This is a genomic window from Paraburkholderia sp. RL18-085-BIA-A (genome assembly GCF_046027075.1).
Lineage (GTDB): Bacteria > Pseudomonadota > Gammaproteobacteria > Burkholderiales > Burkholderiaceae > Paraburkholderia.
The window spans coordinates 97,485-112,859 of sequence record NZ_JARESU010000015.1 but is presented as its reverse complement, the minus strand read 5'-3'; the positions used below and the strand labels follow the sequence as shown (position 1 = coordinate 112,859).

Annotated in this window: 14 protein-coding genes; 5 read left to right on the top strand and 9 right to left on the bottom strand. The window is 67.2% G+C overall.

Annotated elements, in window-relative coordinates:
• Positions 1-4 precede the first annotated feature (4 nt).
• The 7 genes from fliL to fliF form a co-directional block, all read right to left on the bottom strand.
• Positions 5-505, bottom strand: a complete 501-nt coding sequence (fliL, locus tag P0D89_RS13575) for a flagellar basal body-associated protein FliL (RefSeq protein ID WP_408363737.1) — start codon at positions 503-505, stop codon at positions 5-7.
• Positions 506-1,078: 573 nt separating this feature from the next.
• Positions 1,079-2,569: a flagellar hook-length control protein FliK gene (locus tag P0D89_RS13570; RefSeq protein ID WP_408363739.1), complete on the bottom strand. Its 1,491-nt coding sequence runs from the start codon at positions 2,567-2,569 to the stop codon at positions 1,079-1,081.
• 61 nt (positions 2,570-2,630) lie between these two features.
• Positions 2,631-3,080, bottom strand: coding sequence for a flagellar export protein FliJ (fliJ, locus tag P0D89_RS13565; RefSeq protein ID WP_408363741.1), 450 nt, complete (start codon positions 3,078-3,080; stop codon positions 2,631-2,633).
• A gap of 11 nt (positions 3,081-3,091) precedes the next feature.
• Entirely contained in the window at positions 3,092-4,756 is a 1,665-nt protein-coding gene (gene fliI / locus P0D89_RS13560; RefSeq protein ID WP_408363743.1) for a flagellar protein export ATPase FliI, read from the bottom strand.
• Complete coding sequence (gene fliH / locus P0D89_RS13555; protein ID WP_408363745.1) at positions 4,750-5,436, bottom strand: flagellar assembly protein FliH; 687 nt, start codon at positions 5,434-5,436, stop codon at positions 4,750-4,752. Before fliH ends, fliI begins: the two co-directional genes overlap by 7 nt.
• Positions 5,423-6,418, bottom strand: a complete 996-nt coding sequence (gene fliG, locus P0D89_RS13550; protein ID WP_408363747.1) for a flagellar motor switch protein FliG — start codon at positions 6,416-6,418, stop codon at positions 5,423-5,425. Before fliG ends, fliH begins: the two co-directional genes overlap by 14 nt.
• Positions 6,408-8,195, bottom strand: coding sequence for a flagellar basal-body MS-ring/collar protein FliF (gene fliF, locus P0D89_RS13545; protein ID WP_408363749.1), 1,788 nt, complete (start codon positions 8,193-8,195; stop codon positions 6,408-6,410). The genes fliG and fliF overlap by 11 nt, the downstream gene beginning before the upstream one ends.
• Positions 8,196-8,445: 250 nt before the next feature.
• Here fliF and fliE point away from each other — a divergent pair, with 250 nt between their 5' ends.
• The 5 genes from fliE to P0D89_RS13520 all read left to right on the top strand — a co-directional run bounded on the left by fliE (position 8,446) and on the right by P0D89_RS13520 (position 11,821).
• A complete protein-coding gene (gene fliE, locus P0D89_RS13540; protein WP_408363751.1) occupies positions 8,446-8,784 on the top strand; it encodes a flagellar hook-basal body complex protein FliE in 339 nt (112 codons plus the stop codon).
• 325 nt (positions 8,785-9,109) lie between these two features.
• Positions 9,110-9,544: a flagellar export chaperone FliS gene (fliS, locus tag P0D89_RS13535; protein ID WP_408363753.1), complete on the top strand. Its 435-nt coding sequence runs from the start codon at positions 9,110-9,112 to the stop codon at positions 9,542-9,544.
• Positions 9,541-9,867 (top strand): flagellar protein FliT, encoded by a 327-nt coding sequence (locus tag P0D89_RS13530; protein WP_408363755.1) that lies wholly within the window; start codon positions 9,541-9,543, stop codon positions 9,865-9,867. Before fliS ends, P0D89_RS13530 begins: the two co-directional genes overlap by 4 nt.
• 122 nt (positions 9,868-9,989) lie before the next feature.
• Complete coding sequence (fliK, locus tag P0D89_RS13525; RefSeq protein WP_408376778.1) at positions 9,990-11,462, top strand: flagellar hook-length control protein FliK; 1,473 nt, start codon at positions 9,990-9,992, stop codon at positions 11,460-11,462.
• Positions 11,462-11,821: an EscU/YscU/HrcU family type III secretion system export apparatus switch protein gene (locus tag P0D89_RS13520; RefSeq protein ID WP_408361116.1), complete on the top strand. Its 360-nt coding sequence runs from the start codon at positions 11,462-11,464 to the stop codon at positions 11,819-11,821. Before fliK ends, P0D89_RS13520 begins: the two co-directional genes overlap by 1 nt.
• Before the next feature lie 42 nt (positions 11,822-11,863).
• Here P0D89_RS13520 and P0D89_RS13515 read toward each other — a convergent pair whose 3' ends face one another.
• The gene (locus tag P0D89_RS13515; protein WP_408361114.1) at positions 11,864-13,282 is read right to left on the bottom strand and encodes a coniferyl aldehyde dehydrogenase; all 1,419 of its coding nucleotides are present in this window, start codon (positions 13,280-13,282) and stop codon (positions 11,864-11,866) included.
• A 100-nt stretch (positions 13,283-13,382) separates the two neighbouring features.
• Entirely contained in the window at positions 13,383-15,077 is a 1,695-nt protein-coding gene (locus P0D89_RS13510) for an isovaleryl-CoA dehydrogenase (RefSeq protein ID WP_408361112.1), read from the bottom strand.
• Between the last annotated feature and the right edge of the window lie 298 nt (positions 15,078-15,375).

Genomic DNA, 15,375 nt, shown 5'->3' with positions numbered 1-15,375 from the left:
AACGTCACTGCACGACGAATTCGGTGAACAGCACGTCCTGCACGCTGATCGGCGCGGCGCCCTTGTCGCTCGGCTGCTCGATCAGCGTCTTGAGTTCGTTGGCGAGCGCGCGCTTGCCTTCGAGCGGCGCGAGTTCGTCCGGATGCTTGTTCGACAGCGCGAGCAGGATGTGGCTGCGCACTTCCGGCATGTGGTCGGTGAGTTCCTGCTGGGTGCGGGCGTCGCCGAGCTTGAGCGTGAGGCCGATGCGCAGGAAGTGCTGCTGGCCGTCGTCCGATTGCAGGTTGACCGTCATCGATTCGAGCGGGAAGAACAGCGGCGCCGCGGATGGCGGCGGCGCGGCTTCGGCCGAAGCCGCGGCGGGTGCGCGTTTGGACATGAAGAACCACACCCCCGCGCCGGCTGCGCCCGCGGCGATGATCGCGATGAGGGCGATCAGGATGATGCGCTTCAAGGGGCCCGGCGAGGCGGGCGCGGCTTGCTGAGGTGCGGTCGTGGTTGCCATGAGGTTTGCTTTGCTTGCCTTTAGTGCTGGTGATGGTGATTGTTGTTGATTTGTCTGTCAGGCGATGGGTCGAAAAGAAGGGTTATTGCAGGCTATCTCTGGTTTTTGGGGTTCTTGGGCGGGGGCTTTGGGCTTGGTGACGTTGTTCACTGTTTGCGAGGGACGTTGGCCTCTCCTTGCTTTCACGTCGGTCTGCCAGCGTTGCCCCTGTGGGGGCGGCACCTACTTTCTTTGCGGCCGCGCCCCGAAGGAAGTCCCCTTGGGGGACAAAGAAAGTAGGCAAAGAAAGCGGCTTCACACCGCTAATTCTTAAGCGTGTCCCCTGGCTTGGAGGGGGGAGTGGTGAATCTGGAATCTGGGTTCCCGCACACTCCGCGTCAGTGACAAGGCAGTCATTCTTCCGGCAGCGCTGCGCGCGCCGTCGCGGTGCTTCATCAAACCGTCGGCTTACTCACGCTGCTCGACATGAGAAGGCGTTTTGACTGATTTCAGGTCAAGTTCATGCGCTCTGCTCGCGGGCGAATGCAGCGCCGCAGGCAAACCGTCAGGCGAAGGCATTGCCCGCGCCATCCGTCACGCGAACGTGTCCACCAGTCCGACCTTCCGCTGCACGGCGACGTTGGCGACCGTGTCGACCGAGTCGGATGCGCCGCCGCCGGCGAACGAGCCGCCGTTGCCGCCAGACTTGCCGTTCGAGCGGCCCGAGTCGGCGTTCTGCTGGCCGTTGCTCTGGCGGGCGAAGCCGTCGCTCACGCTGGCGCTGCCCAGCCCGATGCCGTTCGATTCCATCGCCTCGCGCAGCTTCGGCAACGCGGCTTCGACGGCCTCACGTACCGACTGATGCTGCGAAACGAACAACGCATGTGCATGGTTATCGGCAACCTGCAAGACGACCTGTAGCGGGCCGAGATCCTTCGGATTCAGCGTCAGTTCGGCACTCTGCGAGTGCGCGTTCGACAGGAACACCACCTTCTGGCTCAGCGCGTCCTCCCAGTCGGTCGTGCCGACCTGCGGCGTCAACGCGTTCGCCACCTCCGCCGCGCTGGCATTGCCGGTGCTTTGCACGGCCCCCGTCGTGCTCGCGGCGTTCGCGGCGGCTTGCGTGGCGGCCAGTGCCGCGTTCGCCGCGTCGGCTGCGCTCTTGAAGGAAGCCACGCTGTCGGCCTGCCCGTTGCTGGCCGCGGTCGCCGTCAGCGCGTCGAGCGCCGATTTCGCCGCCGCCGGGTCGGTTAGTGTCGTCGGCGCGGCAGTCGATGCCGTCGCGGCAGCCTTGCTTGCGCCCGATCCCTTGCCGTCGCCGAGCAGGCCGCTCGCCGCCGACTTGCCGTCCGCCGCGCCGTTCAGCGCCATCCCTTTGGCCGCCGTGGCGGCGGACGCTGCCGCGCCGCTCGCCAACGTCTGCGCCGGCACCGCGCCCTGGCCGCTCGCAAGCGCGGCGAGCGCCGCCTGCAGCGCGTCTTGCAGAGACTTCGGGTCGATGGCCGCGATTTTCTTCGACGACGTGCTGCCGGTCGTCGCCGTTGCCGATGTGCCGGCCAGCGCGGTCGCGGCATCGGTCAAGGTCGTGGCGGGGTCGGCGGTGGTGGTCGTCGTTGCGCCGTTCGGATCGTTCTGAGCTTGCGCTTGAGCCAGTGCTTGCGCTTGTGCAGCGGCGGCCGCCGCCGCAGTGCCCGCGTCGGTCGGCGCTGCCGCTTTGCCGGACTTCGCCGAACTCGCGCCGGTCTTGCCCGTCGAGGCCTGCTGCGTCTGCCCCGTTGCCGCAGCGGACGCCGCCGTGCTCGTCGAACTGCTGCTGTTCGCGGTGCTGCTTGCATCGGCGTTCGCGCTGTTCGACGCGCTCTGGGCCGGCGGCGCGTCATGCACGCTCGACGAAGACGCCGATGCCGATGCCGAGGCCGCCTGCTGCTGACTCGCGCTCTGCGCGGCTGCGCTGTTTTGCTGGTCGATGCTCTGCTGCAAGGTCTGCGAGAACGGGTTGGCGCTCGCCGCGGCGGCCATCGCCGCGCTGGTCGAGGTGCTGCTGGCGGAGCCGAGCAGCGAGCCGATCTGTGAAAGAAGCGACATAAGGAATCCTGTCAATCCGTCAAACTGGTTGGTCGGTCAGACGTGGCGGCGCTCGCGCCGCTCAAACGCCTTCGGCGCGCATGCGCAGAATTCGCGCGGCGTGTTCGTCGGCGTCGCGCTGATCGCGCCGCGCGACGGTTTTCGCTTCGGCCGCTTCGCCGCGCGCCTGCAGCACTTCGTACGAGCCGAGCTTCTGCTTCTGGCGCTGCCAGTCAGGCTTGGCGGCCTCGACGCGCGCGGTGGCCGTCACCAGCAGATTGCGCTGCTGGTCGATGGCCGCGTCGAGCGTGTCGATGAACGCCTGAAAGTTGCGCATGTTGCCGGCGGCCATGCCGCTCTGCGCGGTCGCCGTAAAGCGCGAATGGTATTCGTCGCGGTATTGCACGAGCGAGTCGAGCTGCGTCTGCACGTCGCTGCGCTCGCGCTGCGCGCGGCCCAGACGTTGCGCGGCGGCGTCCACATCGTCCTTGGCAAGGCCGATAAGCGTCTTGATCGGAAAGTGTTTCGCCATCGTCAGCCTCCTTAGGCAAACAGCGCGTTCAGCATATCGACACTCGGTTCAAAGTTTGCGCATTCGCGAAAACCTTGCTGCAAAAATGCTTCCATTCGCGGATACAGCGCGATCGCGCGGTCGAGCACCGCATCGCGTCCGCTCGAATACGCGCCGACGTTGATCAGATCGCGGTTGCGCTGATAGCGCGACAGCATCTGCTTGAACATACGCGTTCTGTTGAGATGGTTCTCGTCGATCAGCGCGGTCATTGCCCGGCTAATCGACGCTTCGATATCGATCGCCGGATAGTGGCCGGCTTCGGCGAGCGAGCGCGACAGCACGATGTGGCCGTCGAGAATCGCCCGCGCGGAGTCGGCGATCGGGTCCTGCTGGTCGTCGCCTTCGGTCAGCACGGTGTAGAACGCGGTGATCGAACCGCCGCCCGCCGGGCCGTTGCCGGTCCGTTCGACGAGCGCCGGCAGCTTGGCGAACACCGAAGGCGGATAGCCCTTGGTGGCGGGTGGCTCGCCCACGGCCAGCGCGATTTCGCGCTGCGCCATCGCGTAGCGGGTCAGCGAATCCATCAGCAGCAGCACGTGCTTGCCCTGATCGCGGAAATATTCGGCGAGCGACGTGGAATACGACGCGGCCTGCATCCGCAAGAGCGGCGACACGTCGGCAGGAGCGGCGATCACCACCGAGCGCGCGAGACCTTCTTCGCCGAGAATCTGCTCGATGAATTCCTTCACTTCGCGGCCGCGTTCGCCGATCAGGCCGATCACGATCACTTCGGCGCTGGTGTAGCGCGCCATCGTGCCGAGCAGCACCGATTTACCGACGCCGGAACCGGCGAACAGCCCCATGCGCTGACCACGGCCGACGGTCAGCAGCGCGTTGATCGCGCGCACGCCGACGTCGAGCACCTTGTGAATCGGCTCGCGATTGAGCGGATTGATGACCGGCGAGGACAGCGGCGCGTCGGCCTGCGCGCCGAGCGGCCCGAGTCCGTCCAGCGGACGACCGGACGCGTCCAGCACGCGGCCGAGCAATTCCCAACCGACCGGCAGACGCTTCGCGCCCGCCAGCGGGTCGGCGATCGGCGCGCTTTCGAGCGGGAAGACGCGCGCGCCGGGCAGCAGGCCGATCACTTCGGTGGTTGGCATCAGAAACAGTTTGTCGCCGGAGAAGCCGACGACTTCGGCTTCGGCCATCGGCAGCGAACTGCCGGGCGGCAGTTCGATCATCACTTCGGCGCCCACCGACAGGCGCAGGCCGACGGCTTCGAGCACGAGGCCGGCGGCGCGCGTCAAACGTCCGCATGCGCGCAGGGGCCTCGCGATGGCGTTGCGCGCGCGCAATGCGTCGAGCCGGCCGCGCCACGCCTGCATGTGCGGATTGCTGTCGAGCGCGGGGTCGTAGGGAGCGTGAGCAATGGCAGCGGAAGCGGCGGCTGCACTAGCAGAATCGCGGCTCGCGGCGGCGCCCGTCGCCGGATGGGCATGAGCGGGATCGCGCAGCGCGGCTTCGATGGCGGCGACCGCGGCTGCTGCGGGCGTCACCGCAGATGTCGCTTCAGGCGTCACCGCATCGGGCACATCCGCGAGCGCCTCGGCGCCGAACGACGCCAGCGCCAGTTCGCGTTCGAGCGGCGTCAGATCGCTGGTGCGGATTTCTTCGAGCGTCGGCTTCACCACGTGCTCACTTTGCCGAGTGCGGCCGCGACGCGCTCCCAGCGCGTGTCGATACCCGCGTCCACTTCGCCGCTGCCGGCTTGCGCGCGGCAGCCGCCCCGTTCCACCGACGCATCCGTGCGCACGGTCCAGCCACGCGTTTGCAGCTCTTCCATCAGATAGGCTTCGACGACCGGCAGATCGGCGGGACTCACGATCAACGCGGGCGCGCCGACCAGCGCGGGCTCGGCGGCGAGCACCTCGCGCGCGGCGGCGATCAGCGCGGTCGGGTCGTGCTGCACGTGCTGGCGCACCACCTGTTGCGCGATGTCCAGCGCCAGCGCGACCAGCGTTTCGGAGATCGCACCCTGCGCGCCGTCGAGCGCGCTCTTGAAGGTGGCCGCCAGCGCGGCGAGCCGCGCTGCTTCTTCGCGCGCTTCGCTTTGGCCCTGCTCGAAACCCTGCGCATGGCCCTGGTCGTAACCGGCCTGATAACCGAGCGCCTGACCGGCCACGTGGCCGGACGCGATGCCCTGCGCGTGCGCGGCGTCGCGCAGACGTTCGAGTTCGGCTTCGAACGCGCCTTCGTCGACTTCGGGTTCGGGCGGCGGCGCGGGCGGCGCCGGATCGAACGAGGCCATCTCCCAGCGCTGGTAGGCCGAGAGGCTTTCCTTCGCCGTGGAGTTCTGATCAGACATACGCATCTTCCGCCTTGCCGCCTAGAACGATCTGCCCGCTCTCGGCGAGATTGCGCACGATCTGCAGGATGCGGCGCTGCTGCGTTTCGACTTCGGACACGCGCACCGGGCCGCGTGCGTCGAGGTCTTCGGCAAGCAGTTCGGCCGCGCGCTGCGACATGTTCGACAGGAACTTCTGGCGCAGCGCGGGCGGCGCGCCCTTCAGCGAGATGATCAACGCTTCGGATTCGACTTCCTTCAGCAGCAACTGGATCGCGCGGTCTTCCAGATCGAGCAGGTTCTCGAACACGAACATCTGGTCGATGATCTTCTGCGCGAGTTCCGCGTCGTACTGGCGAACGTTCTCGATCACGCCTTCTTCATGGTTGCTCGACATGAAGTTGAGAATCTCGGCCGCCGTGCGGATGCCGCCCATCGGGCTGCGCTTCAGGTTGTCGCTGCCGGACAGCAGGCCCGTCAACACGTCGTCGAGTTCGCGCAGCGCGGCCGGCTGGATGCCGTCGAGCGTGGCGATCCGCAGCAGCACGTCGTTGCGCAGCCGCTCGGTGAAGCACGCGACGATTTCCGACGCCTGATCGCGGTCCAGGTGAACCAGAATGGTCGCGATGATCTGCGGATGCTCGTTCTTGATCAGCTCGGCAACCGCCGCGGAATCCATCCACTTCAGGCCTTCGATACCGCTGGTGTCGCTGCCCTGCAGAATCCGGTCGATGATCGCGCCGGCCTTGTCGTCGCCGAGCGCCTTGGTCAGCACCGAACGGATGTACTCGTTCGAATCCAGCGACATGCCGGTGTGCTGCTCCGCCTCGCGCACGAACTCCTGCAGGACTTCGTCGACCTGCTCGCGGGTCACGTTCTTCAGCGCGGCCATCGCGACGCCGATCTTCTGGACTTCGCGCGGCCCGAGGAACCTGAACACCTGAGCGGCTTCTTCCTCGCCGATCGACATCAGCAGCAGCGCGCTCTTCACTACGCCTTCAGCGCTCATCGGACACCCAATTTTTCACGACGGTTGCAACGATCTTCGGATCCTGACGCGCGATACTGCGCGCGAATTCCAGGTTCCGCTCATATTTGTGCTTCGAGTTTTCCAGCGCGAGCGTCTCGCTGTCGGTCTCGATTTCGACCACGGCGCCGTCGCGCTCGGCGGCCGGGATGCCGTCCAGCAGCACCGGCTCGTCCGGCGATGTCAGCGCGGCGACAGCCGGCTCCGGCGGCGGGAAAGCGCGGCGCAGCGCCGGCTTCACCATCACGAAGTAGAGGAACAGGGCAACCGCGCCGATGCCGAGGTAGGTCGCGATCTGCTTGGCGAGCGCCAGCATTTCCGGCGTGCGCCACCACGGCAGGTTCGCGTTCGGATCGAGCTCGGTAGTGAACGCGCTGTTGACCACGTTGACCGAGTCGCCGCGCGCCGAGTCGAAGCCCATCGCGTCCTTCACCAGCTGGGTGACCTGCGCGAGCTTGTCGGCGGTGACCGGCACCATGCTCACTTGACCTTTCGCGTCGACCACCTTCATGTAGTTCACCACCACCGCCACCGACAGACGCCGAATGCCGCCCATCGGCCGGTCGACGTGACTCACGGTCTTGTCGAGTTCGTAGTTGGTGGTCGAATCCTTGCGGTCGCTGACCGGCGTGGTGGTGACACCGCTCGCGCCGTTGCCCGCCGTGATCGGCGCGGAGGCCGGTTGCGGCGGCTGGTTCGACAGCGCGCCGGGCACGCCCGAAGCGCCGCCTTGCGACATTTCCGTGGCGCTGCTCGACTGCTGGCTGCGGATCGCCGCCTGTTGCGGATTGCCGTTCGGGCCGTAGTTTTCCGAGGTCTGTTCGCTGTGCGAGAAGTCGACGTCGGCGCTGACCTGCGAGTGCGCGTTGCCCGCACCGAACAGCGGCGCGAGGATCGCGTTGATGCGCTGTTGTGTGTTGCGTTCGATCTGCTGGCGGTACTTCAGTTGCGACGCATCCAGCCCGTTGCCGGTGGTCGGCTGGGTCAGCAGATTGCCGTCCTGATCGAGGATCGTCACGCCGTGCACCGGCATTTCCGGCACCGCCGACGACACCATGTGCGTGATCGCGACCACCTGGCCTTCGTCGAGCACGCGGCCCGGATAGAGGTTGACCAGCACGGCCGCCGACGGCGCTTCCTTGTCGCGCACGAACACCGTGGGCTTGGGAATCGCCAGATGCACGCGCGCCGACTTCACCGCCGAAATCGACCCGATCGTGCGCTCCAGTTCGCCTTCCAGCGCGCGCTGATAGTTGACCTGCTCGTCGAACTGGCTGATGCCGAACTTCTGGTTGTCCATCAGCTCGAAGCCGACCGAGCCGCTCTTGGGCAAGCCTTGCGACGCGAGGCGCAGACGCATCTCGTGAACCTGCTCGGACGGCACCAGGATCGCGCCGCCGCTGTCGGACAACTTGTAGGGGATGTTGGCCTGCTGAAGCGCGGCGATGATCGAGCCGCCGTCGCGGTCGGACAGATTGCTGTAGAGCACCTTGTAGTCCGGCGAGCGCGACCACAGGACCAGGCCCGCCACGATCGCCACCAGCAGCGCGACCGCGAAGATCAGCGGCGCGCGCGGGTTGCCGCGCATCTGCGTGAGCCCCGACAGCCGCTGGGTGAAGTTGCCGCCCATGCCGCCGAGCCCGCCGAGGTCGGCAGCGCCGCCCGCCTGGCCGCTGCCGGCTGCGCCGGCGCCGGCCTGCGCGCCGGTCAGCCCCATGCGGGCATCGGGGTTGATCAATGAGTTGGCTGACGAATCCATGCGTCGGGTATCTCCGGGATGCCTTTGCGTTCTGCCGCCTGCCGCCGCACCGAGGTCGGCGGGCGTACGGACAGAGACTTTCACCGTTGAAATTATCCGCAGCGCAGCTCAACCCGATTGCTTGAATAGAGCCGGGTTTCCCCCCTACTTTCGGGGCTTTCCCGATGAGCGCGCTTGCTATGCTTTCGCTCAGATCGGTACGGCCGCCGTGCGGCTGTGCCACACCGGTCGCTCATTTAACGGAGAGAACATGACCATGCCCGTGAACGCGCTCTCGTCGGCGCTGCAACAGATGCAGTCGATGGCGGCGCAGGCGGCCGGCGGCACCAGCCAGGCGGCGTCCGAAGGGTCCGGCGCGGCGACGGCCGGCGGCTTCGCGTCGGCGCTGAAGGCGTCGCTCGACAAGATCAGCGGCGACCAGAAAACGGCGATCGGCGAATCGCAGGCGTTCGAGTTGGGGTCGTCGAACGTGTCGCTGAACGACGTCATGGTCGACATGCAGAAGGCCAACGTCGGCTTCCAGTTCGGCTTGCAGGTGCGCAACAAGCTGGTCGCCGCCTACAACGAAATCTCGCAGATGGCGGTCTGAACGCGCATCGGACGGTGCGAGACGCCGTCCGTTGCCTGCGTTGCACGAACCCGCACGTGTGAGCGCGCCGCCGCGGTTACGACCGTCCGCGCCTTCGCGGCGCAGCGGCCCGGTGCTGCCGGCATGGCTCGCCAGCAAAAGCTGACGAGCGCCTGCCGCCACAGCACTGACCCGTGCGCGATGCGCCCCTTAATCCTCCTTACATCGGCCTAAAGCTTTGTCGATGCATATCCGATAACCCGGATATAGGGCAGCTTGGGGCGGCAACATCTCCCACGGCCCCTGCCACGACCAAACCGCAGTCTGTATGAGAGGAGGAGCGCCGATGTTTTCCCCAGGGCACGCTGGAGCCAATGCGTACGCACGCGTCGGTGTCGAGACGAGTGTGATGGGCGCGAGTCCGCATCGTCTGATCGTGTTGCTGTATCAGGGCGCAAGGCAAGCCATCGCGCAGGCTCGGATGCATTTGCAGGGCGGCAACGTGGCCGATCGCGGCATGGCGGTCAGCAAGGCCATTCGCATTATCGAAAGCGGGCTGCAGCAGTCGCTGAACCTTGAAGTGGGCGGCGAGATTGCGGAGCGGTTGAACGCGCTGTACAGCTACATGACGCGTCGGCTGTTCGAAGCCAATATAAAACAGAGCGAGACGATGCTGGTCGAAGTCGACGGCCTGCTGGCTACGCTCGAAGAGGCCTGGATCGGGATTGCCCCGGAGATCGCGCGGATGGCAGCCCAGCCGGCCGCGGAAAGCATGAGATGACATCGAACGCAGAATATTTTGCCCGCTACGAGGCGGTTGCCGCGATTTCCTGCCGCATGCTGGTGGCTGCCCGGCGCGCCCTGTGGAGCGATCTGGTCCACCTGCAGGAGGAATACCGGCACCAGGTGGAAGCGTTGAGGGACGCCGACTTCGGCGTGAAGCTCGACGAGGCCGAGCGTCTGCGCAAATACGCGCTGATCCGCCAGATTCTCGCGGACGACGCCGCCATTCGCGATCTGGCGAATCCGGGCATGGCCAATCTGTCAGCGCTGTTCGCCGGGCGGCCGACGCGCGTGCTCAAGGAACTGTACGGCGCACGTTGAGTGTGCCGCCACGAGCGACACTCGTGCCGCCTGCGCCAGGTGCGCCGCATCCGGGGCGGGGCGCCTGACTGGATTGATTTGAGATTTGAGCGCGCCGCCGCCAATGTGACCAAGGAATCGGCATGAACGGAATCGACACGGCCATCGCTTCGCTGCTCGCGAGCCGGGTCGACAGTCTGCTCAACATCGCACCCGGGAGCGCGGCCACGTCGCAGACCGGCGCGGCGGGCGTCGATACCGCACCGACCACCGCGCCCCCCGCCGCCGCGCCACCGCCACCGCCTTCCGCGCAAACCGCGCTGTCCGCCGTCGCGCTGACGCTCAACGCGATCGCCCGCTCGGGCGGCGAGGCGACGCCCGCCGTACTCGGGCAAACGCCGATCTGGCCGGCTGCGCCGGCGCTCGATATCGAATTCGGCGGCTTGCCGCTGTTCGATACGCCGGCTGCTGCCGCTGCCGCTACCGCAAACGCCGGTCCGGCTGCCGCCGGAACGACGGCCACGGCCAATGTGGCGGCTGCCCAGGTGCCGATCGCGGCGCTCGCGGCCGCGCTCGAACAGACGGTCGGCGACAGCGGTCTCTTCTACGAAGCTCATCTCGCGCAATGGCTGGCCGGCCAGCGCTCGCCGGCGGACCTTGCCGGCGAGGCGCAAAACCGGCTGGTGGCCGCCACGCAATTGCCGCTCGACTGGGCGAGCGAAGAGGGCGACGCCACCTTGCCGAACGGCGCCGCGCGACAGGGCGTGGGAGCATCGCCCGGTGGCGCCGCGCAGAACGGCGCGCCCGGCGGCACGCCGGACAGCAACACCGCCGCTCGCGCAATGCCGTCGATTCTGACCGCGCAAGCGGCGCGCTTCGTGGCCGGCGAAGTGCTGGCCAGTTCACTGTCCGACCTGAACGGCCAGCCCGCGCATGCGGGCCTGCACAGCGCAGCGGCGCAAACGGCCGACGCGGGCTCGTCGCAGAGTGCGCAATCCATGGCGGCGGCGGTACATCCCGCGACCGTTGCGCTGGTGCGTCAGCAACTGGATCTGCTCGCGACCGGACAGTTTCGCTGGAGCGGCGAAGCTTGGCCGGGTGCGCGGCTCGACTGGACCATCGAACAGGACGGCGACGAATGGGACCGCAGCGGCGGCGGCGTCGGGAGCGAAGACGACCAGCCGTGGCGCACGCGTCTGACGCTGTCGTTGCCGACGCTCGGCACCGTCGACGCCGAACTGACGCTGACCGGCATGCGCCTCGTGGCGCGCGTGCAGGCGAGTCCTGGCGGCGCGGCGCGGCTCGCGATGCAGGGCGAGAGCTTCCGGCAGCGGCTCGCGGCGGCGGGCATCGAACTGAACGGCTTGACGATCCGCGAGATCGGCGGCGGCGCGCCGGCCACGGTGGCGGCCGCGGCGGGAGCTCAGGCGGCGGCTTCGGCGTATGCGCGCTCGGCTTCGGCGGCGAGCGCGTCGACCTCCTCGACATCCTCGGCTGCGGCGCCCTCGGCAAGCGCGGCGGCTAACGGCGCCACCGGCGCCACGGCGGCTCGCCGCGCCGCGCGCGGCAGCCGCGCGCCCGGCGGCCAGCGCGACGACTTCGACTGGGATATCTGATGAGCCGCCAGCATCGCCGCAGCGCGGCCGCACTCGTTTACGACACGCAGAGCAACGACCCCGCGCCGCGCGTGGTCGCCAAAGGCTACGGGCTGCTGGCCGAGATGATCGTGCAACGGGCCAGGGAAGCCGGCCTGTACGTCCACGAGGCGCCCGAAATGGTGTCGCTACTGATGCAGGTGGACCTCGACGCGCGAATTCCGCCGCAGCTTTATCAGGCGGTCGCGGAATTGCTCGCGTGGCTGCATCGGTTGGAAAGCGGCGGCGAGGAAGAGCCGGTGCATGGCGCCGACACCGTCGCCCAGGACGTGACCGATGTAGTCGCCACCGATGTGGCAGGCGGCCCGGCCGCGCCCTGAGCGTGACCAGGCGGCGCAGCGTCCACCCGTTGTCCGATCCCGTCAGACACGCATCATCAACTTCAGCAACGCGTTGACCCGCTTGCCATACGGCGGCGAGATCCAGCTGCGCGCGTTCAGCCGCGCCTGCGTCAGCACCGGCTTCATCTTCGAGAAAGTCACGAAGCCTTCGTAGCCGTGATAAGCCCCCATCCCGCTCGCGCCGACTCCGCCAAACGGCAGGCTTTCGCACGCCAGATGCATCAGCGTTTCGTTGACCGCCATGCCGCCGGCAATCGTTTCGTGCGTCACGCGTTCGATCGTGCGCGCGTCGTCCGCGTACAGATACAGCGCGAGCGGACGGGGCCGCGCGTTGATCCATGCGATCGCGTCGTCGAGCGTGTCGTACGGAATGATCGGTAGTAGCGGCCCGAAGATTTCCTCCTGCATCAGCGCGCATTCGTCCGGCGCGTGGGTAACCGCGATCAGCGGAAAGCGGCGGCTCGTGGCATCGGGCACGGCGTCGGTGAGCGCGTGCAGTTGCGCGCCGGCGGAGCGGGCTTCGTCGGCGAGACGCTCAAGCCGCGCGAAGTGGCGCGCCGAAATGATCGACGTGTAGTCCGGGTTGTGCGCGAAGCCGGGGTACATCTTCGCCATCCGCGCGCGCGCCCGTTCGATGAACGCCTGCTCTTTGCCGCGCGGCACCAGCACGTAGTCCGGCGCGACGCAGGTTTGCCCCGCGTTGAGGGTCTTGCCGGCGACGAGGTTGTCGACCGCGTGGTGAAAGCGAGCGTGCGCGCCGATGATTGCCGGCGACTTGCCGCCGAGTTCGAGCGTGACCGGCGTCAGATGCTCGGCGGCCGCGCGCATCACTTCGTGGCCGACCTTCGTCGAGCCGGTAAACAGCAAGTGGTCGAACGGCTGCGCGCTGAACGCGGCGGCGAACGCCGCGTCGCCGTTGACCACCGCAATGTGATCGCGCGCGAAGGTCTGGCTGATCAGTTGCTCGAACAGCGCCGACGTACGCGGCGTCACCTCGGACATCTTGATGATCGCGCGATTGCCGGCCGTCAACGCGCTGACGAGCGGCCCGGCGGCGAGCAGCACCGGATAATTCCACGGCACGATGATGCCGATCACGCCGAGCGGCTGCGGCACGACTTTCGCACGCGCTGGCCGCAGCCATTTGTTGGTGCTGCGGCGCTGCGCTTTCATCCAGCGCTTACCGTGCTTGAGTGCGGCGTCGATCTCTTCCTTCACGAGCAGGAATTCGGCGAGCAGCACTTCCTGTTTCGCGCGATTGCCGAAGTCCGCGCTCATCGCGTCGGCGAGGGCGTCGCGATTGTCGAGCATGAGTTTGCGCAACGCTCGCAGATGCGTGGCGCGCGTGTCCCACGACGGATACGGCGCGCGCAGATAAGCATGGCGTTGATCTCGCAGCAACGCTTCGAGCGCGGCGACCTCTGGCAAAGCGTTCTTCATGGATGTCCACTCACTGATGGATAACGGTGCGTGTTGGGTCGCGCTTATTTGATTCGTGGGTTTAATTTCTTCAGCTGCTGCTTTGGCGTTTGCCCGTACCTCACGCGGGAAATGCCCGCTCCATGATCGCCACGTGATCGAACATGGCCGGCAGCGTGCCGTACACGCGGCCGCTTTCGCCGCAGCCGTCGGCGAGACGGGTGGCAATGAACGCATCGGCGACAGCGGCGGGCGCGTGCCTGACGAGCAGCGTGGCCTGCGCGATCAGCACGATCTGCTGCGCGATACGCCGCGCCGAAGCTTCGCGCTGCTCGGCCGGTCCGTTGAGCGTGGCTGCCAGCTTGCCGAGCGCGGCGCTCAACGCCGGATGCGCGTGGGCGTCCGCTTGCCACCCGGCGAACAACGCCTGCGCCGCTTCCGGCTCGCGCTCCATCGCGCGCAGCACGTCGAGGCACATCACGTTGCCGGAGCCTTCCCAGATCGAGTTGACGGGCGCTTCGCGATAGAAGCGCGCCATCGGACCAGTTTCGACGTAGCCGTTGCCGCCCCAGACTTCCATCGCCTCGCCGGTGAATTCCAGCGTGCGCTTGCAGACCCAGTACTTCGCCGCCGGCGTGACGATGCGCCGCCACGCGCGTTCGACGGAAGGGGTGGGTGAGGTGGACGAAGCGTCGGCGGATTCCTCGAAAGCGTGCGCGAGGCGCATGAACAGCACCGTCGCGGCTTCCGATTCCAACGCCAGATCGGCCAGCACGTTGCGCATCAGCGGCTGATCGGCCAACTGCCGCCCGAACGCGCTGCGATGGCGCGCATGATGGATCGCCTGCACCAGCGCCGCGCGCATCAATGCCGCGCTGCCGATCACGCAATCGAGCCGCGTGTAGTTCGCCATTTCGATGATGGTCGGCACGCCGCGCCCTTCGTCGCCGATCATGATGCCGAACGCGTCGAGAAACTCGACTTCGCTGCTCGCGTTCGAGCGGTTGCCGAGCTTGTCTTTCAGACGCTGGATCTGCACGGCGTTCTTGCTGCCGTCGGGTGCGAAGCGCGGCACGTAGAAGCACGACAGACTCGCGTGATCGTCGGTACGCGCCAGCACGAGGTGCGCATCACATTGCGGCGCGGAGAAAAACCACTTGTGGCCGACGAGCCGGTAGGCGCCGTCGCGGCCGCCGGCGGCGAGCGCATGCGCGTGGGTCTGATTGCTGCGCACGTCCGAGCCGCCTTGCTTCTCGGTCATGCCCATGCCGATCATCGCGGAACGCTTGTGCGCGAGCGGCAGGTCGCGCGGATCGTGCTCGCGGGCGTACAGCTTGTCGCGCAGCGTATCGAACAGTGTCGGCTCGCGCTGCAGCACGGGAATGCTGGCGAAGGTCATCGTCAGCGGACACAGCGACCCGGATTCGATTTGCGCATGCAGAAAATAACCGGCGCAGCGCGCGACCATCGCGCCGCGTTGCGGATTGGAAAACGGCAGCGCGTGCAGACCCTCGCGGCGCAATAGCGCGAGCAGCGAATGCCACGCGGGATGAAACTCCAGCGCGTCGATGCGCTCGCCTCGCGGACTATGTGTGAACAGCTCAGGGGTATGACGGTTGGCGAGTTCGGCGAGCGCGAGCGTGTCGGGTGTGGTGAGCGCCGCGCCGTGCCGCAACAGCGCATCGCGATGCCAGCCGGCGCCGTCGCGTTCGAGCGCCGCGGACAACGCGGTGTCAGTGGCAAACAGGTTGTAGTCCGCCAGCGGCGGGACCTGATTGGTCACGTCGTGAGTCTGGCCGAAATGATGCCGTTCCATTTGCTGTCTCCGTTCACCGCGCGCTCGCCGGTGCTGATCGACGGGATGCCGCAGGGTGCTGTTCAATCGCCGCGTGTCGTGCCGCACGCTGGGAGGATGGCGCGCGCCGCGCCCTGTTTGAATGCCGCGCGCGGCCGGCGGGTGGCCACTTGCGTGTCTTTCATCATAGGGTCGCGACCGCGCTTGCGTTTAGAGGATTCGCCCTGGCACGAAGCCGCCGCGGCCCCGCAGCGCTCCCTACAATGCCGGGGAAACACACGCAGACCAGTGTGTACGAGACAGGGTTCGCGAGCAACAC